Origin of the sequence: Bradyrhizobium sp. CCBAU 11361, assembly GCF_028128935.1 — a bacterium.
Taxonomy (GTDB): domain Bacteria; phylum Pseudomonadota; class Alphaproteobacteria; order Rhizobiales; family Xanthobacteraceae; genus Bradyrhizobium; species Bradyrhizobium niftali.
Map to the genome: position 1 here is coordinate 135,975 of NZ_LBJZ01000188.1, position 24,220 is coordinate 160,194.

The 24,220-nt window shown below is 59.3% G+C and carries 7 protein-coding genes; 4 read left to right on the forward strand and 3 right to left on the reverse strand.

Annotated features, from left to right (window positions below):
• The first annotated feature begins 41 nt into the window (after window positions 1-41).
• Both XI08_RS28980 and XI08_RS28985 read left to right on the forward strand, forming a co-directional pair.
• Entirely contained in the window at window positions 42-782 is a 741-nt protein-coding gene (locus XI08_RS28980) for an SDR family NAD(P)-dependent oxidoreductase (protein WP_271577002.1), read from the forward strand.
• 42 nt (window positions 783-824) lie between these two features.
• A complete protein-coding gene (locus XI08_RS28985) occupies window positions 825-1,823 on the forward strand; it encodes an NADPH:quinone reductase (protein ID WP_271577003.1) in 999 nt (332 codons plus the stop codon).
• Between the two features lie 675 nt (window positions 1,824-2,498).
• On the opposite strand, the gene XI08_RS28990 is transcribed toward XI08_RS28985, so the two are convergent.
• The 3 genes from XI08_RS28990 to XI08_RS29000 all read right to left on the reverse strand — a co-directional run bounded on the left by XI08_RS28990 (window position 2,499) and on the right by XI08_RS29000 (window position 22,450).
• Complete coding sequence (locus XI08_RS28990) at window positions 2,499-12,284, reverse strand: neuraminidase-like domain-containing protein (RefSeq protein ID WP_271577004.1); 9,786 nt, start codon at window positions 12,282-12,284, stop codon at window positions 2,499-2,501.
• A 79-nt stretch (window positions 12,285-12,363) separates the two neighbouring features.
• Complete coding sequence (locus tag XI08_RS28995; RefSeq protein ID WP_271577005.1) at window positions 12,364-20,331, reverse strand: SpvB/TcaC N-terminal domain-containing protein; 7,968 nt, start codon at window positions 20,329-20,331, stop codon at window positions 12,364-12,366.
• Between the two features lie 1,213 nt (window positions 20,332-21,544).
• On the reverse strand, window positions 21,545-22,450 hold the full coding sequence (locus XI08_RS29000) for a LysR family transcriptional regulator (RefSeq protein ID WP_271577006.1): 906 nt from the start codon (window positions 22,448-22,450) through the stop codon (window positions 21,545-21,547).
• 119 nt (window positions 22,451-22,569) lie between these two features.
• Between XI08_RS29000 and XI08_RS29005 the strand changes: the two genes are divergently transcribed.
• Together XI08_RS29005 and XI08_RS29010 are read left to right on the forward strand one after the other, a co-directional pair.
• Window positions 22,570-22,992, forward strand: a complete 423-nt coding sequence (locus tag XI08_RS29005; protein ID WP_271577007.1) for a DoxX family protein — start codon at window positions 22,570-22,572, stop codon at window positions 22,990-22,992.
• 45 nt (window positions 22,993-23,037) lie between these two features.
• Window positions 23,038-23,910: an NmrA family NAD(P)-binding protein gene (locus XI08_RS29010; protein WP_442869871.1), complete on the forward strand. Its 873-nt coding sequence runs from the start codon at window positions 23,038-23,040 to the stop codon at window positions 23,908-23,910.
• Window positions 23,911-24,220: the final 310 nt, after the last annotated feature.

Genomic DNA, 24,220 nt, shown 5'->3' on the forward strand with positions numbered 1-24,220 from the left:
GACGCCTGCGCACTCCCCCGAATGAATCAAGGAGACCTCTGATGGACCGTGCATCACCACTCAATGGCCTGACTGTGCTGGTAACCGGTGCCGGCCGCGGCATCGGCCGCGCCTGCGCGCTGTCCAGCGCGCAGGCCGGCGCCCGCGTCGTGGCCGTTGCCCGGACCCGGCGCGACCTCGACGATCTCAAGGAGGAAGCAGGCCCCCGGCTCGAGACCCGACAGGCCGATGTCACCGAGCAGGCGTTCTGGCGCGAGCTGGAGTCGAACTCCAACATCGACGTACTCGTCAACAATGCCGGTACCAATCGGCTTCAGGCCATCGACGAAGTCGACGATGCGACACTCGACCTGCTCCTCATGCTCAACGTCCGCTCGGCGTTCAAGACTTCGCAGGCGGTCGCCAGGTCCATGATTGCACGGCGACGCGGTGGCGCGATCATCCACATTTCGTCTCAGATGGGTCACGTCGGAGCCGCCAAACGCAGCGTCTATTGCATGACCAAGCATGCCATCGAAGGCTTGACCAAGGCGATGGCCATCGAGCTCGCCGCACATGACATCCGGGTCAATGCCGTCGCCCCGACCATTGTGGAGACATCGATGACTGCGCCATTCCTGCAAGATGCGTCGTATCGGCAGTTTGCGATGGACACCATTCCGCTGAAGCGGGTCGCCGAGCCGCAAGACGTCGCCGAAGCGGTCGTCTACCTCGCCTCACCCGCCGCCCGGCTCGTCACCGGCACCAGCCTCAAGGTCGACGGCGGCGCGACGGCGCAATGAGGCGTGCTTTCACCTTAATCATCCAATTGAAAGGCACTGGCGATGCGCACAGCGTTCTATACACGGCAGGGTCCGGCCCATGAGGTTCTGCAGATCGGCGAACAGCCGACCCCAGCACCGGGACCGGGAGAAGTCCGCGTCAAGCTGCGGGTCTCAGGCGTGAACCCGTCCGACTGGAAGGTTCGCCGTGGTGGATTTGGCCGCGGGCTTGCCGCACCGCTGGTGATTCCGCACAGCGACGGCGCCGGGGATATCGACGCCGTCGGTCCCGGCGTTGCCAATCGCGTCGGCGAACGCGTCTGGGTCTGGAACGGCCAATGGAAGCGTCCGCACGGCACCGCGGCCGAATATATCGTGCTGCCGAGCGCGCAGGCGGTGCCGTTGCCGGCCAATGTCGGCTACGACGAGGGTGCCTGCCTCGGCATCCCTGCCCTGACCGCGGTCCAGGCCGTTCGGCTTGCCAACATCGATCAACACGCGACCGTGCTGGTTGCCGGCGGCGCGGGATCGGTCGCCCACTATGCAATCCAGTTAGCCAAGCTGCGCGGCGCCACGGTCATCACAACAGTCAGCGGGGACGCCAAGGCGGAGCATGCAAAGCGCGGCGGCGCGGATCACGTCGTCAACTACAAGACCGAGGATGTTGGCGCGCGCGTCAGAGACATCACCCAGGGGCGCGGCGTCGACACAATCATTGAGCTCGACCTGACGTCGAACGCGAAGCTGTATCCCATACTGCTTCGTCCACACGGCACGGTCGTGGTGTATGGCATGTCGGCCAACGAGTCGGCTCTGCCCAGCCTCTGGCTGATGCAGAACTCGATCACGCTGCGCCTGTTTCTGATCTATGACATTTCTGACGCGGATCGACTGGCCGGCATCGCCGAATTGACCAAGATCCTGAGCGAAGGACGGTTGGTCCACGCCATAGCGCGCCACTTGCCACTCGAAGCGATCGCCGAAGCCCACGACATGATAGAAAGCGGAGATGTCGTAGGAAACGTCGTCCTCGACATCCCCGAGGAAACCCATGGTCGATGAGCAAAAAGACCAGTCTGACAGGCCAGGTTTCGCGTCTGAGGCACATGGACGCAACGAATGCGGCTACGCCCTGTCCAAAGCTAGCGCGATGTCTGTGACGAGATCGAGTTCGCGATGAAGACGCGCTCGCCTTTCCGCACGCTAAAATGCGCAGCAGTACGCCGTCCGCGTAAGAACACTGGGATATCGGCTTCGGCCGGATTAAATCGAAGCATGCAACTCCGGCCGACCACCTCGACGTCGAAAAAAGAGAACGAGAACGCGCCCCAAAATACGCCAAACTACGCGAAGGCCGCCGCTAGCCCTACTCCCACTCGATCATTTCGAACGACCTTTCGCCGTTGTTTCGCAAGCACAAGTTTTCAAATCCGACGGACAACTGCCGACGGCATATCCGCCACTTTTTTCAGACTTTGTATCCAGAGGAAAAATTGCTCCTCACGAAACGTTGGCCGTTCTACTACCTATCGGGATCCATCGATTGGAATGGCGCGCCGCATGAACAAATAAGACTGACATAGCTCCGACTGGCGCAGCGCCTTCGATAACGTCAGAGATCAGAAAAGCACCTTGGGAACGGCGCCCCAACTCCCAATGCTGTGTGTACCGGCCATACCGAAATTAGGCAACTATCTCTTAGGAGTCGCAGCGCACTTTTAGCGCTCGCCGTTTTGCCTATGAAGCTACATCGAACTGAGCAAAAAGCAGTATGTCCGCGACGTTCTTAGGAGTTGCTAGAGCATCGGATGACGGATTCACTAAATCGACTTTCCATCCGTCATCTGCATTGCCCGATGGCGTTTTAAACGCAATATCCGTCGCGCCATCTTGCCCCCTAAGCCGCACACGGCCACGCACAGATTTCAGTGAAGGCTCCAATTGCTTCACTATGTAGGGGAGCATGTCAGCAGTCAGCGTAATATTGAGGCCCTGCGCTGTCTTAAATGCCTGCCACGCGTCCGGAAGATCGTGCCGCACGCTCACAAGCTGATAGGCTCCGGCCTTATCGCCATCCTTGACCAACGTATTCAGTGCCGCTTTTAACGTGTTGGCGACTTCGTTGCGATACGCGTCCGACCCGCGTTTGGCGGTGTATCTGAAGGTGATCGCAACATCGGCGATCGACCAGTAGTCGAAGCTGCGGACCTTCTCCGGCATCGAGAGCGTCCAATTCGAGTCGAGTCCCATTCCCTCGAACGGAAGGTACTGCGAGTCCTGCATTGAAAGTTCGAACAGGCCGGAGTCGGACCTGCTCGAGCTCAGCCCGATCGACGCAGCGGTGACCGGATCATCGTCAAGCGATCCGTTCTGCCTCTTCTTTCGCCTGCTGCCGGCGAGCGTCAGCGTCCCGGTGACCGGCGAATATGGACCGGCAACACAGGGAATCGATACCTCGACCGACTTTATCCGGCGATCAAAGTAGCCCGGATGATCGAAGTCAAACAGAACGTCAGGAACATGGAATTTCGCCTCGCCCTGCTCGCGAAGGTCGTCCAGTGCGAACGGATTGATCTGGCGAAGCGAGACCGTGCGGGTGAATTCAGCGCGCCTAGGTGCTTCATTGTAGGCCCGGTCCATCGCATGCAATCGGGCGACTAGCTCGTGCGCCGCCATCAGTTCCTCCCGCTTGTCGGCCGGCGGCGACATTCTGAGGAACGGCGTCTTCGCGGGTTCGCGCTCGAAATTGAAGCATGCCTCCGCCATCTGCGCCGTCTCGAGAGCCAGGGCAAAGGCATCTTTGAATAGGGAGCGCAGACGTTTCTCGCTCCAGTCATAGAGCTCCATCGAGCTGAATTTGTCCACCAGATATGCTTCGACGTCCTCCGCAGCAGCCAGATCTCGATCGACGGCCTCAACGGCCTTGTGAGCGAGATCAAGCTGAATATCGGCAACCACGGTACGCCTGCGAACCTGAAGGATCGCGCTCGCCGCATCGTTCATTTCCTGCGCCCAGCTGCGCTCCCTCAGAATCAATTCGCCTTGCTTGCGGTGAACGCCGGCGACGAATGTATGCATCTCGCCAGCGGCCCGCTTGTTCCGCGCCTTGGCTCCGGCCGCAGCAGCAAAGAACTGACCGCCCAGATGAACAGCGACACCGGCGCCGAGCGGCTTCGCCGCCGCTTCAAAGTTTGGAATGAGGCCCAAAATCGACGCGAGGGTATCGAGCATCGCGGCATCAAAGGTTGCCTTCACGGCCTCGAAGGAAGCCTCGAGCTCCATCTTCTCCGCTTCCAGCACCTTGCCCGTAGTCAGGGACTTCACGCCTTGCGCATTCTCGTCGGCGACGGTCGCGATAAAGCCAGCGGCGCCACCGGATAAGAACGCGCCGACCTTGACCAAGTCGGGAATGACGTTGAGCGCGTCGAAACTGATCTTGTCGGCGTCAACCAGATTCAGTTGCCTGACCGGAACCACTTTCTGGGGAACGAACGCAATCGTCGCCTGCGGTCTTGCGTCCAGCAGATCGGCGAAATGGAAATACCGGTCCTTGAGAGCATCTTCCTCGTGAATCAGAGCGTCCCTCTGCTTTTCTGCTTCGGTCACCTGAAGCAGTCGCGTCTCCTTCAGGAGCGTGGCTACTTCCCTCTCATGCGCGGCGCGCTTGCGGGCGAGAGCTTCGTTGTTTGACTTCTCCTGCGCCGTCAGCAGCGCATCGCAGAGACGCGCCACATGCTCGGCCAATTCGACGGCCCGCCGATACATAACGCCGTAACGCTGGCTGGGGAGAGGCTGCCCTAGGACGTCCAGCACTGCCGAGATGTCCAGGCCTGCGGCCACCGCTTCTGCAAGTAGGGCCGGATCGATCTTGGGGGCGTACAGAGGGAGCTGGATTTGCACGCCATCGATATTTCGCCCGTTGCGGATGTTCGACAGACGATCGTCGACCAGATCCCATAGGGCAAGCAGCTTCTCGTTTTGTGGTATGCCGAAATACCCAATCGTCCCGCGCTGCACGATACCGAGGGACGATGTACCGGTGCCGCTGGCGCTGCTACCTGACGCATCGGACAGCTTCGATTCCAAGGCAAACATCACATTGCCCATCGCATCCAGCCTCGGGCGCAATTCGGCATAACTCATGTCAGGAATGACCGTTCGCGGCGGCACCACCTCCGGCTTCTTGCCCATCTCGCGATAGGCAATCATGTAGTACTGAATGGCTTGGTTCACATCTTCGGGCGTGAAGCGTTTGAAATATCGGTCACCCAGCGCGACGGGCAGTTTCACGTCGAGCGCGACCACCCATTTCTTGTAGGCGAGAGGCCGTAGCCTTGCGATACGATGAGCCTGGAACGGATGAAGCCGCATCACGTCGACTTGTGCGCGTACGTTTTCCTTTCGAGGATCGCCATCAGGCAGCGACAGATAGGACAGCATGACATCAAGACGCGGCGCCTCGATATCGCGGAGTCCCTCGAACCGCCAGCAGTCTTCCGGCTTGTCGGCGAACGGTGTATAGATAGCCTGATGAAGCAGCTCGATTGCCGCGTCGTGCTGGCCGTTGTCCATGAGCTTGGTCACGAGCGTGACGGGCGCATGGAAGAAGAGCTCCCAATTGTAGTTGCCAAACGACGAGAATTGATTGAAATCGATCTTTTCCTTTTCAGGGCTGTCAACCCGAGAGGGCTGCGGGTTGGCAAGCGTCCGGAACGTGAACTGACTGGGAACCTCACTCGCCTGCATTGGCAGCGTCAGTAGGGCTTGCATTCCGTCCCGCCGGAGGACCTCCGAGAACTGCTCGGCGAACGGGTGATAGAACGACGTCACTTTCACATCGAGCGCGGGCACGTCAACGGCCCGGAATCCGGAGCCGACGGATATGCCTTTCTTCCAGGCCTCGGACACAAGGCGGTCGCTGAGTGGTCGGGTAGGCAGGTCGAAGAACGACGTGACGGAAGACCGGGCCAAGCGACCCATCGACGGCTGGGTCGTCATTGCCGACATCGCAAGCGCCTGCAGCTGGTCTCGCTGCCAGGCCACCCAAGGATTTTTCGCAGGCCCTTTTCCTCCCACCAGCACCGAGATAAAGATATTGGGCTCCCACGGATTGACTTCGACACCTAGTCCGGGCCGGACGTTGCTCTCCTTGATCTCCTCCCAAACGATACCCGTGCCCAAACTCGACTGGGCAAAATACGACCGATCCGCGAGATCAAGGAACATCGGCGCGACGAACGGTGCCGGATAACCCTGATTCAGAGTTGTGATTCGCATGTCGTGTTCGGTGGAGAAGAGCTGGTCTCCGTCCGGATTGCGGACTGTCGTTATCGCCTTGATGTCGCCGCTTGCCCCAACGCCCATGAAGGAGGCGCGAGACCCCCCGGTGCCCAGCATTCGGAAATGATCATTGCCCATGGGACCGTCGGCAGCTTCGACGGACACGTCGGCGACCGATCGGGAAAATCTAAATCGGGCGCGGGCGAAAGGTCCGGTGGCTCGTTTTCGTGTTGCCAGAATGATGGATAGAGAGTCGCCGTCGAGAACAGCCTTCAGCGAGAAATTTGCAGGGTCGGGCGCCTGTGGCATGTCGACGATATCAGACCAGCCGTGCACATACTTGTCGACGCCGTCCCATTCTGGCGGTACCACATCATCCTTGATCCACCAGGTTTCAAACAGCGCTGCCGACTGTTGCCGCGCGGACCAGCCGGCTGCCTGCTTGGTCGTCCAGCAGATCTTGATGTCCCAGTAAGGATCGGACGGACGTGGCGAGGTTCCCTCCTCGACGGGCATGGGGTCTTTCTTGTCGTGCTTCTGCATGAAGGTCGGCCAGAACAGATAAACCTGCCCTTTCCAGACAACCGGCAGCACGTGAACGCCGGCTTCCCGCAAAGCCGGCGCAGTCTGTTCCTCTCGCGAACCTTGCCGGTCCGGCTCGATACCCTCGATGTCGGCTCCGATCGGCTCCCAAGTCGTCCATTCCTCATGATGCTCGTATCGATTAAGCCGACGGTAATAGTACTTCCGCGCAGTCCCGCCGCGAGTGCGGCCCACGACGTGCACAACGGACTTGAAATAAAGGGCCTCCCTTCCGTCGAAACGATCTTGAAGAAAGGTCCCGACGACCTCTAAAGCAGAGATGGAGACCAGATCGTCCATAAAGCCGCGGAATGCTAGCTCGACATTCGCCGGCGTAGCGTCCCCTTGCTGCAAGGTGGACTCGAAGCTCTTGAAACCGGCAGATTTGTTGTCACGCCAACTCGGATCCAGCAGATCCTCAGGATAGAGGAGCGTTTTGTTGCGAGCTGCCCAAACCTGATGACGGGAAATGACCTTCCACTCTTCCGCGTCAATCTGATTGGGCCATACGCCATTCTCGCGCTCAAACCCAAGTAGACAGCGTTGAACGAATATCTGCACCGCAAACATCGCCTGCCGAATACGCGCCGTGAGCACGAAGGCATTGGTGCCTGTGTCGATCAGGAAGCGGTCGAACAGCTCCTCTGCAACCGATAGCTTCTCCCGCCGGAGAAGGAAGGCGACCAAAGCATCCCGGCTTTGTTCCCGGATCGGATCCGACATCTGCCGGGACAGCTCCAGCCACGCTGAACGAGCGAACGACGCTGCGACGCCCCTGGTAAGTTCGGCCAATGTCCCAGTGTCGAACCGATCCTTAGTGAGCCCTTGAAGTGCCTTCACTGATACGCCAACGCGACGGATCAGACGGAGCCGATCATAGAAAAATGCCAGCGCCACAATGGGGGCTTTTCGCGCGGCGGCATCGGCCAGAACCGGCACGTCGTCTCGAGGAATCAAAGCGACGTCCTCTGCACGCGCGTCCAGCCATGCCGCTATGCCATCAAGAGTGCCCTGCGACCAGCCGGATTGAGCCAGCGAGTGCACGACAGCCTGAAGCGCATTCGCTCTGTTCGTCCGGATGACCAAATTCAGCAGCTCAGGCAATGTCGTCAGCATTGCCTCGATGGATCGCAGGCCATCCGGGGAGCTTTTCGCGGATGCGATCACGCCAACGGGCAGGCACGCCGCATCACCGGCGGCGAGCGAAAAGATGGCGGGATTAAGTTGGGCTGCCTTTATGACGGCGCTCACCCGGTCGAGGCTTCGAAGGACTGACAGAACAGTCGCTACCGCCGCGGGATTCGCCCTGTCGATTGGAGCAATCAGCACGTCGATCGACGATGCCGAGTTCGTCGTCAGCAGGGCCTGTTGCGCGACGCCACCATCCTCGGTGCTGATTAGCAATTTTTCGACGATGGATATCGGCAAGTCGAATTGATCAACGACAAAAGCCACGGCGGCACTCGTCCGACGCTGCCTGCTCTGGTCACGCCGCATTGCATCATCTTGGGCATCGCGAGGCGGGGTTTCCAGACCCGCCGCGCGCGCGGCGACATGCCTCGCCAGACGCATCCCCGCTGCCTTGGCCGCCTCATGCTCATCCTTTGCATGCAGCGGCTGCATGGCGGCAATCAGCCTGTCCAGTAGTGTTAAAAGGTGGTCATCGGGGAGCACCGCCGAGACACCGGGCTTCCATTCGAGCATGTTGAGCAGAGCCGGCGTCGCCCCGATCGTCTTGAGGGCACGGATTCCGTCGACCAGATCCAGCACCTTGCGTGGTGTCAGCGTGGCGGGTCTCGAAAGCGAGCATTCCCCCGGGCGGCTGGCTAGGCCAGCGAATGCCACAGGCTCCAATGGTACCGCTTTCGCCAGCAGCAACACGCGATAGACCGTGGAGACGGAGCCGATATTGAGGTCGGTCAAGCCGAACACAGAGCCGATCGCAGCGATTGCATCCGTCGCCGTCTCGAACGCCGCGGCCAGTCCGGCCACCCCGTCCTGAAAGGCATGCGCCCGCCAGAAGACACTGCCATTCGCCCCGCGCGAAAATTCCTGGTAGACGCGGGCGAACCCAAGCGGCGGGAAGAGCGTATCGTAAAGCGACGAGGCACCACGTGTATCGATATCGGCGACGACAGCGGACGTCACCGCGAGGGAGGTTTTGAGCAGATTGCTGAGCTCGACCAATTCCGCAAGATCAGCGAGCACCTTGCCGTTCAGAGTTGCTCGCGGCTGGACCTTCAACGAACGAAGGGCTGTATCAAGCTCTGCAAACTGTACCTTCATCCGCTTCGCCAGGCGCACGAAGCAGTGTATCGCCCGCCACTCGGCTTCTTTCAGCAGCGCGCTTCCGTCGAGATGCTTCAGAACCATCTCTTCAGGGTCGCACCCGACTGGCGGCTGCAGGACGATAATCTCGGATAGGTCTCCTTCCCGCTCGCGCAACCATCCGCGAACGTCATCGACAGAGAGGTTACCAAGCTCGAGCGCCTTTCCGATCGGATCGTCCACCTGAGGGACATAGCCTGGCCGACTGAGTTCCTTGAGCTGATCTACGTCCAGAAATATTCGGGACATCAACTCAGCCGGATCGCCGCTAGGAACTTCTCCACCCACATAAGCGGTGCGGAGAAGTTCGATCAGCTGCTCAAACGAAATATCCAGTTCTTTCAGGAGCTCTCCGACCTTGTTGATGCGGCCGATCCAACCCTGGTCACCTCCAAACAAATCCCGGGTGCTGACTGCGGACAGATCACCCGCCAACACCTGATAGTCTCTGCTCAAAAGGCCGAGGCGCTCCATCGTCCACGCAAGGTCCTGCGCGTCTGCGTCTCCCGGAACCTGACCGAATGCTCGAATGATCTCGGCCCGCGATGTGCCGGCCTGCACGAATTGCACACGTGCGGTCGCAGTCAGACGATCGTAAGGAAGCGAGATCGGATAGAATGATGTGCTGAGTATATTGTAGGCGTCGCCGACCACATTCTCGGGCGCAGCCGACAGCTCTGGCCCACTGATCCCCGGTGTTGATTCAAAGGGCTTAAGGGGAACGTGAGACCCCGTCGCCACCACGCTCTCCAAAATCTCGTTTATGAGATCGATCGTGGGGATTGTGGTGTTGGTATTTGCACAGCTCAGCTTGATGTGCGCGAGGTCTGGGCGGCGACCCGTAATGCCGGGAGATCCTCCAACTGTCAGCGACTTCGTTGGATGGCCAATGAGAACGTCGAGCGGGGTCACTCCCAGTGAATTCGGCGAGCAGCGCTTGTCGAGAAATTCGAAAAGGTCGACCAAATAGGCAGCGGGCCCTACAACGGAACGGCAGTCATCGCATTCGCATGTGCCGGCGCCGCCAAACATGTCCTCCCACCCGATGATTGAAGTTGCCGCTGGGGGCGGTAGCCGTTCAACGGGATCCGAGGGAATTGTCGCCGATGTTATGGCCCCAAGGGCACCCGCCGGGGCTACGTCGCTTTGATCCTGGTATGCGCCGATCGCAATTGTCGAAACGCTGTCCGCCACGGCACGCGACTTGTCGTGCACGAAAGCGAGCATAAGCTGCTCGTCGGGCGTCGCCTCCGGAAATAGATCGACGAACGTCTTCTTGCTGAAGCGCGAGACGTCCATCGCGCCGCGCAAAAGGCGCCCGTCCCTGATCCGAGTGAGGGACATCTTCTCAAAGGTGGACGTATCAGTGCTTATCTTGAACAGGCGAACAAGACGACGCGCGCCCTCAAGTGCCGCTTCCTGCTCGGCTTGATTGTTGATGCCCTGAAATATCCCAGGATTGGCATCGGCAATCGAGTCGAGATTGTCGACGACAATATCGAACGAGGTCTGCCGGACCGCGGCGCCGAGCAGATCAGCCGTGGTCGCAAGTACCGCATCTGCCCGACGCTCGGACCAATCCCGCGCTAATCGCGCGACAACCGCGGTTGGATGCGCGCCCTCCAGCAAACCCGATATCTCATTTGCATAGAGCTCCAAGCCATCCTCGCCGCCCCGAGGCGTACGGCCATTCTCGGCCACAAGCTCCGCAATCTTCTCACGCCCGACAACAAGCGCTAGCTCCCTCAGGGACCTTGCCGCAGGCGCCGCAGCCCTCAATTGGTTGGTGAGGGCGACATTATTTGACGTCAGCGTTCCCAGCTGAAGGGTATATCGAAGGTCGGCAACGGTATCCCGATCGAGCCCGCTACCTTCAACGGAGTTCCAGAACAGCGTGGCATTTGCCGCATTCCTTGCCTTGACAACGATTTCATCACGCACGCGCTCGTCATCAATGACGGTGGACAGCAGATCGCCGAGGCTGTCGACGTTGCTCGCCGGTTTCGACCGAATGGCTGCCGCAACCGCGGCCCTGTGGATATCCTCGGCCACCTTGTCGATCCGCTCGACAGGCGGGATGGTCGCGGCATCGACGGCAGCAGTAATTGACGACACAATTTCGGCCACCGAGCGAGAACCGATCTCACGACTGGTTCGCGATCCAAGATGCCGCGCGATAGCATAGAAGACGGAAGGGTCTTTTCCCCCTCCAATGCTGCCTGCGAGCAGGTTGGCTTGGACTATATCATTGATCCTATCGAAACTCTCGCCGGTTTCTCTCGCCGCGAAGCTGATGTCGCGAGTCTTCGCTTCGTCGAATTCAGCAAGGGGAACGCGCCCCGTCAACGGCTTTAGCGCGGAAACCAGTCGCTGATACTCGGTGATCCCCGCCTGTCCGCGAATTCCGTTGACGACGATCTGAACCAGCTCGTCACGCCGCGCGACAATACCCAACGACAAATCTTCCAGTGGCACCGGCAGTGGAGCGGCGATCAAGTCGCTGGGTGTTGCGGGCAACCGAATTAGCCCGACGAGTTCAATCGGCGTGTCGCCGCGGACGAGGTGGAAGACCAGATCGGCTGAAGAGCCGATCGGCCCTTCCTCCCGATGAAAAGCGCCCTGATCATAAGACAGCTGAAACGCGCCATCGATTCCGTTTCGGGCCGCCGTTTCCACCGTACCCAGTTCGTCAACGAACGAACCCACGTCACGATCCACGACCCGGACCGAAAGCCCGTTAACTCCCCTGCCTAACTCGTCAACCACCGTTCCCCGGACGACGAACGTCTCCGCGGGTTCAACGACCTCACCGGGCAGAGCCGCGCCCGCAACAAAATCCACGACGATATCCCGCTCCGTGCTTTGCGCAGCGGATCGCCCGATCTGCCGGCCGTTCCGTTCATGCGCCGTGACCACCGGTTCGACGGCATCCTTCGGGACCAGTATGCCTTCTCCGTTCTGATACCATGACGGGTCATAGTAAGCCTCGTATGCGCCGGTCCGGTCGGTGACGGTCTCCGCGCAGATACTGCCGCCGAGATTGTCCTTATCGGTGACCCGCACAACGACAAAGGGGACCGGCCGGCCGAATTGATCAGTCACCCGTCCCTTGATGCGATTGAAGGTCCGTTTCGAGAATAAAAAGAGGTTTACCGCATCGGCCGTTGCAGCATCCAGCACGCCGCGCTGCGCGGGACGAATGCCGATCTCCTCCTGAAGCTTCGCCACAAGCTCCGCTGTTCCAGAACCGTAGAGTTGCTGCTGCGACTCCGCGCTTGGGACCGACTGCTGCAGTGTCGCGAGGAGAAACCGGTGCAGACGGACGACCGCCATTCCGACAGAATTCATTGCGAGTGCGACAAGAGCAAATAACGGTACGTGCATAACCTTGACCTTAAAATACTATGAATTTCTATTGCGGCGGACGGACGTAGATTTGCTTGTCAGGCGGCAAGACCTTGTTGAGCTTGCGCACTCGAGCCGCCTCCTTCCTGATCGAACCGCTTGACGCTCGGTTCATCTCGGTAAGTTCGGCGCGCACCCTGACTTCCGTGCCATCCTTGGCAAAAACCTGTGGAGTATCGGCATGTCCCACCTGGAACGTCGTTCCGGGCGTCTTGCTTCTGCCCTGGTGCATATCCTTGCCGTAGTAGCCCTGCATTCTCTGCTGCATGTCCTCCACGACCGCAGGCGGATAATTCCGACCATCCACTTTAATTTTGTATGTCTTCAATTCGTGGACCGGAATCGGGTTCTTCGCCGTTCCTCGAGGCGCCTTCAGATCGCGCGCCGCAATTTCCTTTGCCGCGGGCATGACCTTGACCTTGGATTTGAGACCCGGCTTTGGCGCGAGGCCCTTTACGCCCCTAGCCGCGCCTTCAATGGTCAGCGCTATCTGGGGACCATCGATCGCGATGTCGGTGATCGCGCTCGCTATCTTTCCATTCGCCCCATGCTCGTTGTTGTTCTTCGCATAATAGGCAATGTCGCCCAATGCCTTCCCGACGGTTTCAACCTGATTGGCGAAGGTCGTTGCCTTGTCAATATAAGGCTGCGCGCTCGCGCCGGGAATTTGCTTGGCGAGGCCATCTGTCGCTGCGGACAGTTTCTTGATTGCTCCGGCTTCAGTCGGGTGAGTTGAGTAGTACGCGACGTCCCCAACGTCATTGCCTGCCTGTTTGACCTCCTTGATCGTACCCTGCACCATCGCTTCTCCGCGATTGGCCAGGTTGTTGAGCACACCCGCGCTCACTTCGTTTTTCTGCGGATTGAACGCATTATCGACGGCCTCGAACACGGAGCCGCCAGGTTTTACAGCCGCTTCAGCGCGAGCGAGCGCATTTGTAGCCGATGCCTTGACCTTGTCTAGGAACCCACCGCCGCTAGGGTCGGCGTTGCGGACCGGATTTGCGCGGACGTAGAGATACAGATTGTGCGTTTCTTCCACGCCTTCTGGATCACAGCTGATCCATCGCGCCAGCCAGGGAGCGTAGTACCTGTCACCGTAGTAATAAAGACCGGTCTCATCGTCCCTCTCCTTACCGTTGAACCTGTAGCGGCTTGGGGCAGAACCCTTGTGTCGCGGAGCGCGATATGAGGTGCTGCCGTACGGCGTGTATTCTTCGTAGCTGATGACACGCGCCAACTCGTCGAGTTCAACTCGATTTGAACCCAGATGATCCGACAATGTGTAGCGTACGAGTCGTTGCGGGCTGCCATCATCGACCGCGTTACGAATTTCGATCGAAGCCACGCGATCATCTCCCAAGTGAATATGAAGAGTCCGCCGCTCCAAACCGGCCGTTGGGCCTGAGTGCTGGCAATACACCTCCAGGTCACCGAAATAGAGGCGCTCATTCTTCAGGCGACCATCGCCGAATTCAGTCACTTTGCGTGTGCGGGTTCCCGCGGCGTCGTACACATAGAATGTGCGTTCGCCGATCGATTGACCGACCGCTTGGCGCCGCGACATCTGAAGCTCGTCGCGATGATTCCAAAGCATCTCTTGAAGATGCGGCATCGCCAGCAGATTGCCATTCGGATCGTAGTTGTAGCTAACGCGCAGGCTTCCGACAGTGGACGCACTCAACCGGTTGGACGGCTTACTGACCGGCTCGTCGATGGCGCTGTGTTCTGAGTACTCGAACTTCCGCGTCCAACCTGCAACACGCGAGTCGCTGGAGGAATGACGCATCTCGACCAGATTGCTGGCATCGTCATAGGAATAGGTCTCTCGATAGCTTGCCAGCGCCGTCCCGTCGCTGGGCAACAGCGTGCCGCCACCTAGACTTCCATCACCGACACCATCGTCCCAATCGTACGGCTTCGCCGATCGCGAGCCGGCGCGCGCCAGACCAATATGCTCGCGACCGCTCGCCTCGACCAGACGATATAGCGCATCGTAGGAATATCGCGCGCCCGCCTCGACACGGCGATTGCGAAAGAAGATTGCCTGCTGCGCGTCGTCCGCGATATGAGAGATGTTTCCTGCAGGATCGTAGGTGTACCGCAGACGTTGCAGCCCTCGGCGCTGTCCGGCACCCTCGCCGCCAGCCTGCTGGCCGGACGGCACCAGTTCGACGTCTCGCGACGCACTGATCTCGGTGGTTCGGAAGGTGAGCGGATCGTATCGGTACTGCGCAGTCAGGCCCTTCCGACCCGGCCCATACCCGCTCCCGAATTCAACGACGAGCTTCTGTCCCTTGGCGTCGTACACAATATCGCGGATGGGCACCATCGTAGGCGCCTCCTTCAGGCGTTGCAAAGGAACGGCTCGAAGATTGAGCCACACGCGCGTGCGGCGGAGGAGGTTGGCCTCGTTGTAGTCCTTGCCGACGGCGCTGATCGCGTCACCGTCGCGGTACGGAGGAACATATTGAACGACACGGTTCAGCGCATCATAGAGTTGACTGCTCGACCAAGAGGCTTCTTCCAGCAAGGCCGCGACGTTGTCTTCCACCGCAGCACCAGCGATGGGCGCCCGGCTCCAATCAACCGTCGAACGATATCCCGATCGCGCGACAAGGCGCCGCCGGCTGTGGGTCAGATTTCCCTTGAAGTCGAATTGTTCGTTGACCGTGATGCCGGACTGGTCGAGATGAACCCAGACTCGATCGCGGAGGTTTTTGACATGGTCCGGCGCCTCTTCGCCATATATCGTGCGCTCGATCACAACCTCCCGAGCATGATTGGCGGAATCGTCATCCGCCACCAGTTTCCGCACCAGTCGCCTCATCGCGTCGTATTCCGACCTCTCCCGATGTCCTCTGCCAGTCCAGGAGATCAGGGGATTGCCCGCGATATCCCGAACGGTCCAGTGCTCTCCAGCCTCGATGCTGATCTGACGAAGCCGGTTCCCGAGCATGTCATAGAGCGACCGCTCTACGACGCGCCCCAGAGGATCAAAGGTCTCCTTACCCGTGACGTCCTTCGTGGTCGTGAGACTGTCGCGGGCCGTAAGTGTGTTGCCTTCGATGTCGAGCTCCACACGATGGGGAAGTCGTCGATGTTCCGTGCCCGGCGGGCCACCCAGATCCGACAGGCTGAGGAATATCCTGCCCATCGAATCCAGATGATGGACGGTCGGAGTACCGGCAAGCGACATCGCCTGTTCAGCCGCCTGCGTCTGGCGCAAGCGCTCCTCGGCCGACGCGTACAGCTTGTCAAACTCGGTCGCGTACGCGGGATCAGTGCGAAGGGCATACCAGGCCGGAGTGTACTCGTTGCGCTGCAGGCGTTCGAAATGCGCGCCAAGAACGGGGTCGTTTACGCAATCCGACCCGTCGCCGGCCACCAATGTGTCAACTGAATCGTGCAAGGTTGTCTTCCAAGCCGTATACTCAACCTTCGTCCAGCTGTGATCCGGGCTAAGCGTCCCAATCGCGCGACCCACCGGGTCGAAAAACAACACCGCGCTGACTCCGACACGCTGTCGGGGCTCAAATCTATGGGTATTACTGAACCACGGCTCATACCGTCGTACGGTCTCACCCTTGTTGTTCCTGACGATCCAGCCCTGTGCTGTCCAACGCCGCGCGACGATGGACGTCCCCATCCGGGGAAGACCAAGCGGGCCGAGCACGATCGCGCCTGACGAATCTCTCTCGGGCACGGGTCCTGGCTCGGCCTGACTCTTCGAGCCAGCCTCCCGTCCCAACCCGTCAAAGTAGGAGAAGCTCAGCTGAAGCGGCGTCGCAGAGCCATCGGGATCAGGCGCGTGAATTTCTCGCGCAATGGATGCCATCACCGCCGGGACCTGCGAGAAGTCGTAGATCAGGCGCGTGCTCGCGGTACCCAGAAAGTTTCGGGCGAGCTCGGTCGGATCGGGCGAGCTTAAGAAATCTCTAACTTCACGAAACGAAAGATCGTCCCTGAAAACCTGAAACGAATCCCCTTCAGTCGCATCTTTACCGCAAACAATGGTGGCGACCACCAGGCCGAGTGCGTCGAATCGCACTTCCGCGCGATTTCCATTCGCGTCGGACACCGAGCTCGGCAGCAGAACGCGATAGTCATGAATGGCCTGCACCGAATTTCCGACCGGGTTGGTGACGCGCGTCGTGAGCAGCACATGGTCATCAAGCGTGGCAACAGACGTTGCGCCGAAAGCATCGGTCCAGCGATGGATCTGGAAAAAATGCGAGCGGGCGAACGAGAGTTCTTCGCCCGCACTGTCTTCAGGACAGGGTGAAAAAAAGCACCGGCCCGAATGCTCCCAGAACAGCTGGTCGTCGTCATCGGCGGGGAACAGTCCCAGCCGCTTCATCGATCCACTCGATACGTATCCGGCACCGCCGGTCCCGATCGAACAGAGGATCGCCTCGGCATCGGGCAGAAGTGCTTCCGGTTCGCGGCCCTCGTTCGACCGCACGTAGACGCTGCTCGCCAGTTTGCCAGTCAAGGTTAACCTGTAGCTTTCTCCCACAAGTGCAAGTTCACCCGAGTGTCCCAGCGGCAGGTATCCACTCAACACGTCGTTGCGGAACAACGTTCTCCGCATTTCGATCAAACGTCTTTGCTTCGCCGCGCCGTTTCGCTCGGAATAGTCGAGGTCTGGCAGGTAGCCCAACTCACCGGTCGCGGGCCACCGGAAATCGGACGCCTCATAACGTCCGCTCGAGGCACTCGGCGCAAACTCGAAGATTTCGTATCGGCGGGCCTCGCATTCGATCGGTCCACGATACGATAGCTCGCCGGATAGCGGATCTGTGTATTTCTGCTCGCTGTAAATGATCCTGGCAGCCCGCTGACGCCCGATGTCCCAGTCCGACATCCGGTCGAACCCGGGATTGGGCACCTCTCGCCACGCCCCCTCGTCCTGACGCCAGATCCGCGCTCGTCGCCCATAGGCAATGTCACAGGCTTTCAGGACGTTCCCGTAGTCGTCCGTCTCGATGACAATCCGGTGTGACGCGCGTGGATCCGAAGTATCGCGATCGTAGTGGAGGGTCAGAGTTTCGGAGATCGAGTTCATGAAGATGCCGTAACGCTTCACGGCTGGGCGTTCGATCGTGCGAACCGCATATGTGTGCGTCGTGACAAGGTATGGCACCTTCGCCCTGTCCGACTTGTCGTCGGCATAGACCTCCTGTCTCAACAGGAGGCCACGAAGCGCGCGGCAAGCCTCTCTCCTGCCCTTTTGATCGAGGCCCGCAGGGAGCGGCGGGGCCGCGGGAAGCATCCTTGCGGCAGCACTCTCTTCATGGGCCGGCTCACGATACCAATCTGCGGTCCGCGTCGCACTGACAGCGTCCGACAGCGTCTCCGGGCCTCGATCGACGACGTTGGCGTGGCCGGTATGGAACCAACTCTTGGTATGCACCGGAGGAACAAATGAAGCGGCCCGCTCGTCCGGTGCCCGCTTTTGATCCGTCTCCGATTCCGCAGTGGGATAGTCTTCAGTATCCCATTGTTCGACCATTCCGAAGCCACGGAATTCCCGCTCAAAGGGATCAAAGTAACCATCGTGATAAGCGAATCGAGAGACAAACCGGCTTCCCGTCACATGCTCGCGATTGACGATGCGGCTCACCACATGCACCGGGAATGGAAGGCTGGTGCTCCAGCCGCGTCCCGAGCGCTGATCTTCGAGAAAGAAGCGCGTCGAACTTGCATAGCTGATTTCCGTTTCACTCCCCATGCCGTTCGTGACCTTCGTAAGAAGGTGCGGTTTTGCGCCGCCCATGAGGTCGACGTATCGCATCGAACCGAGCGGCTCATGGTCGAGTTCCGACGACCAGACTAAACATGTTGTTCCGTTGCCGAAAAGATCGATCGGCGCGACACTGCCGAGGTTGTTTGCCCGAAGTCCAGGGACTGTCGGCTCGTCGGAGCCGCTCCACGCATTGCCGGAGCGATTGAAGTAGGTTCGGAGCCCTGAAGTCGTCAGGTGAACAAGATCGGACGTGCCTGAGCCATCGATGTCACACAAAATGACTCGATCCGGCTTAAAGCCGCCGTCGAGGTCGAGTGGCGGCGAATTGTCCATAGTGACCTTCGGCCCGAACCGGCCATATCCAAGATTGGGCCAGTAACAGACCTCCCGGGCCGTTACTCTGACCAAGTCGGACAGACCATCCCCCGTCATGTCGGCGAAATGAGTGGATGCGAATTCACTCCGCTTGAGGACGCACGGCCCCATCTCCCCATCGAGAGGGATGTCGACGGCGAGAGCCTCGTCGAAGCCGTCCTCACCCAGGGAAGGATACCAAGTTAGTTTGTTGTCCTCGGCAACGAGGATGTCCGCTCGACCGTCTCCATCGAGATCGATGAAGTTGACATCCGCATTCCCCAGACTCCGATTGAGGCCGTGGCGAAAGGACCGGAACGAACTCCAACCTGTTTTGACCTCGTTTTCATAGAAGCCGGTGATCGGAGCCGCCAAGACGACCAGGTCCGGTCGGCCATCTCCTTCAAGGTCCATCAGCGAACCATCGAGGATCCCATGCGAGGGACGGTTGCTCACGACCCGGACGGGGGCGAGTTCCACCGAGCGGTGGCGCAACGGACTCAAATTCTGCTGGAATAGCCAGAGGCCCGCTTCCTCCGTCAGAAGCCCGGCGATGCCGCTACCATCAATGTCGACCCATTGACGGTGGTTTGACCCGAGTCCACCGGCTGCATTCTCGAGCGTCTCCGCAGAAATTGACCGGACAAGCGGATCGATCTTCGCCTCGCTGTATTCAAAGCACAACGGCGGCAAATCGGCTGACACAAATTTGCTTTCTTGCTTCCGATATCCCCGCTGGGTGACGGAGCGGACAAGCGAATACCCAGGCCCGGCTTCATCGGGACCTGTGTCGTGAGTAAGAGTGAGGGACCGAACGAGCGTGTCCTTGCCGACCTCAAGCTCGTCGAAGCGATGAAACATGAGAATGCGCTGGCATAGCCGGCTTATCCGGATCTCAAATCCCGATCGTCGACTGGAAAAACTGTCGTCACGAAACGTCCACTCAGCCGTCTCTTCAACTGCTGGCGGTTCAGAGGCGTGCTCGCCATAGTCGAACACCACCTGAAACAACCAATTGCGTGAAATCACGCTTTCGATCTGTTGAGTCTCAGGGAACTCCTGACAACGTCGGCCATCGTCACCCAACATCGGTACTCGATTGCCGTAATGAACGCTTTTGATGTAGCGATTGGCTTTACGTAGATCCGCGTTCTTCTGCCCTCGGTTGGCCTCTGACGGCCTTTCCAGTTTAACTCCGTCGCCATTCTCCTGCTTGTACCGATAGAGGACTGCATTCCCTCGATCGTCGATGGACCAAGCGACGAGCCAAGAGAAAATTTGCTGCGCCTTGTTCTCACTTGGATTGCAGATGCGGCACGAAGGTGAGTCGCCATAGACTGTTAGTACGTTATCGGGAGAAATCGAGCGCCAATGGACATCCGTAGGATCGTGGCTATTCGTCCACCTCTCAATGCGAGCAAACAGCCTTTCGACTCGGGGGCGATAACGGCGAATGATCCAGCGCGTATCCTGCGAAGGTATGTCATCTTCGATCGGAACGAGGTCTTCCGTATTTGACAAGATGAACACATCGCTCTCGCTGACATCGTCATAACGAGGGAGGCCTTTGTCTGTCTTACGCGTAATCGAAGGCAGATTGAGTTGCCATCCGAATCCGAAAGGTGAGTTACCCGTTCCAGAGTCGTATACTAGTTGCAACGAAGGACTGAGCCCTTGCCGACCCGGGCTAAGTGGAAGCGGCACAGTCATCGAACCTGTGCCTGTCGCCGAACTGGCTGCGAACTTCTCTCCTAACCCGCGAATGGAGCCACCGCTCTTTGGCAACGTCAGAGTGGGCGGAATAATGCGGGATTGAGCATCGGCGCTAGCAGCCAATTGCCCAACCTCGGACACGTCTGGTGGTCGCCCCATTCGTCCCTCCGCAAAAGAGACTATCGTCGCGAGAGTTCTTTTGGTCAAGTCGACCAGCTCTTGTAAAGAACACCGAGACAGAAGCAGCTCGTGTATTATTTTGTACAGAATCTAACGAGGTATCTCGCCTCTCCAATTCCATGCTGGCATCGCGGCCATTAAGGGAACCCGCTTGGATAGCTGAGGTTTAGGGAAGCGACACCCGTCCGTTCGCCCAATCTGGCGATCCCGTCCCTTTAATCCGCGGTACATCACGCCCGCTCCTGCGGAGGTGGAGGCAAAATCGACCGCAGACAAATGGCGGTAGGCTCTTCGCCGACTGTGCGCCCTGCGGTGCGAAGGCGAGCGCGACTGGAGGGCACCTTGCTTCCAGAAAGCCCGCGACGCCATCCTCGCCTTTACCGGCCGAGTTAGCCAAGCACTGTGCCGGATGGCTGTAGTTTTTGCTCCCCACGCTCGCGCACGTGAACGCTGACACTGCCCCGTAGCCAGCCTCCATCAAATCGACTACCTTGGTTGCGGCGGGTCGCTGCGTCATGTTCGACTTGCTGGCCTGCCTTCAATTCACGGATCGACTGCCACACCTCGTAGCGATCTCCAATTTCCAGGATCGAACGGGCCCGCCTATCTCACGACCATCTGTTTGGCGACATCCAGCATATACTGGGTCACTTTGTCGTTCGGATCTCGTCGAAGTAATCCTCGGGGGATTTGGCCAAGACCTGCCGGTGCGCGAACGAACCTTGGTCCCCGGCCGTTTTGTACGATCCAACTCGCTGCAATACTCTACGAGTGAAGAGACGATGGGTTTTGATCTTCTGCCGGGATAAGCCAAGCTCATGCCCGGTCTGATTCCTCAACAGGAACGAAGTGAGATAACAACTCGACGAGATACGCTAGACTACGCGAGGACGGCGGGCAGCACTACTCCCACTCAATCATTTAGGACGACAATTCCACGTTGATTTGTAAGCACAAATTCTCAAAGCTGACGGTCAAATCCCGACGGTATACCCGCCCGAACTTTTTGGTCTTGAATTCACAGGAAAATTTGTTTCGCTCGGAGGAATTGCGGCTTCGGCAGCTATCGGAGTCAATCGACGAAGTAGACGTGTGCTCGGTGTGAACGGCCGCCGCTTCGCTGCTCTCGATTTCCGCCTGATACCGCCAACTATTCTCAGTCATCGAGGGCCGGACGAAGCAATTCGTTTCGCTATTCTAAATAAGGCGCGAGTACATTTTCGATCCATTTCATGAATGCGCGGACTCGGCGCGACAGGTTGCGCCGATGTGCTACGACGAGGGACACGGCGAGCGCCCGGCGACGAAAATCGGGAATGATCTCCACAAGCGCTCCACTCTCTAAGTATCGGCCAATCCCCAAGAGTGGCGCCTGAATCAGGCCAAGGCCGGCGAGGGCAGCGGCTTCGTAAGTCTGCGCGCTGTTGACGTGTAGCGCCCCTGGCAACTGAAGCGTCGCGTAGCTGTCGCCGTCCGGATATTCCCATCCATAGGGTCTTGCGCCCAGCATCGTCGAAAAATGAATTGTCCGATGTTTCTGACGTTGGAGATCTTCTAGCGATCGAGGGACTCCAAAGCGCGCCAGATAGGCGGGACTGGCAGCGTTGACCATGCGCAACAGGCCCAGTGGGCGGGCAATCAGCGTCTCGTCCCCTATGGGTCCAAGCCGCAATACACAGTCGAACCCCTCTTGAACCAGATCGACTTGCCGATCCGTACTGGACACCTCCAGCTCCAACTCGGGATGAGTCGCCATGAAATCCGGCAAGGCCGGCACGATCGTTGTGCGCGCCACCTCGGTCGGAAGATCGACCCGTAAACGCCCGCGAAGTGCCACGCGATCGCCTGCGAACATCGAGTGTAGGTCATCGACTTCAGCAAGCAGATCGCGGGCACGGGCATGAAATGCGCGTCCGTCCTCCGTTAACTGCACGCTGCGCGTCGTGCGGTGGAGGAGCCTGACACCGACGTCTTCTTCCAGCTTCCGGACCGCCGTTGAGGCCCTTCCCTTCTGAATGCCCAGGCTATCGGCTGCGCGGGTGAAGCTCCCCATTTCCGCTACCGTTATGAAAATCAGGATGGGTTCGAGATTCTGCATTTTCGTCCCTCGGCATTGTTCGCCACAGAGAGAACAGTGTGTTCACTTTGTCGGTGTTTATCATACCCAAGAGACACAATAAGCTCCGAATATGGGATCCCCCCATCGGAGAATGACAAGTGCCCGAAACCATGAACCTGCATCAGGTGCCTGAAACTATGACCTTGCATCGCGCCCTGTGGGCCGGCCGGATAATGAGCGCGTTTGTCGTTATCGCTCTGGTGGCAGACGGCACTATTCAGCTTTTCGCGCCGGCACAGATCGCGAGCATGTTGCAGGAAACCGGGTTCGCGATGGACCTGACCCGTGTCGTGGGTCCGATCATACTCGCCTGCGCCGTCCTTTATGCCATCCCGGCCACCGCCGTTCTCGGCGCGATCCTGGTGACGGGCTTTTTGGGAGGTGCCATCTGCGCCGATGTCCGCATTGGTGAGTTGGGGGCGCCGCCGGAAATCATTTCCCTGCTTCTCGGCGCGATGACATGGGGCGGCCTCTACGCGCGCGATCCCCGAATCCGGGCCATTCTGCCGCTCATCCGGTGAACCAACGGGGGCAGTGCTCTGTCCCTCAAGATCAGGAGAAAACGCATGTTTTTAGTAATGGGAATCACGGGAAAAGTGGGCGGCGCAACGGCAGAACATCTGTTGGCGCACGGCAAGGAAGTACGCGCGCTCGTCCGCAATCGCGAGAAGGCGTCAAGCTGGGCGAACAAGGGCGTGGAACTGGTTGACGGTGATTGGAATGATTCGGCAGCCATCGAGCGGGCGCTCAAAGGCGTCGAAGGCGCGTTTGTCATGTTGCCGGCTGTCTGGGCCCCCTCGCCCGATTACAAAGAAGCCAAGGGCGTGATTGCGAACTATGTCGAGGCGCTCACCAAGACAGCGCCGCCGCGGGTGGTAGCGCTTTCGTCGATGGGTGCGAACAGGACCAGCGGGCTTGGCATGATCACGGCGATGTCGCTTCTGGAGCAAGGTTTTCGCGACCTGATATCGCCAATCGCATTTGTCCGCGCAGGTGGATTCTTCGAAAACTTCCTCTACGGCTTGCAGGTCGCCCAGGGCGGAACGCTACCGGTCTACTACAATCCGACAAACCGGAAATCGACCATGGTCGCGACCAACGACATCGGCGCGGAGGTCGCAACCCTTTTGACCGGGCCAGCGTGGTCAGGGCAGCGCGTCGTCGAGCTTGGTTCGATGGTCAGCGCGGATGAAGTCGCGGAGCAATTGGGTGAAGTCCTGAATCTCGAGGTGAAAGCCTTTGCAGTCCCGCGTGCTGGGTGGGCGGAAGCGTTCGAGCAATTCGGCATCCCGAAGGGCCACACCGGAGCTGCCGAGGAAATGTTTGAGGCCGTGAATGCAGGATGGATGGACCTCGGAGTCGAGGGTGCGGAGCACGTAGCGGGTACGACGTCCGCACGCGACGTCTTTGCGGCGGCCCAGAAGGCCGTGACGGCGTGAACCGCGACGTTCACACACGGCTGATCGTCCGCGACGCTCTAGCGAAAGGCCATTCTGTCGTTGTCCTGGTTCGCTCGAAGGCCCGTGCCTTGGATCTCCCCCGGAGCAGATGTGATCGAGGGCGTTGCTCGATCGGCTCACCCACTACTGGGACATCGTCGAGACCGGCCACGAGAGCTGGGCGCTTCAAGAATCGCGCCTAGCGTGCCCGCGTTCGCCCCGGCTGCGCAGTCCCGACCAGCGCGCCGGGGTGAGCGCTACCGCTCCTGCCAGCCGTAACATGGGGTCAGCTTCCGACCGGATTGCGGCA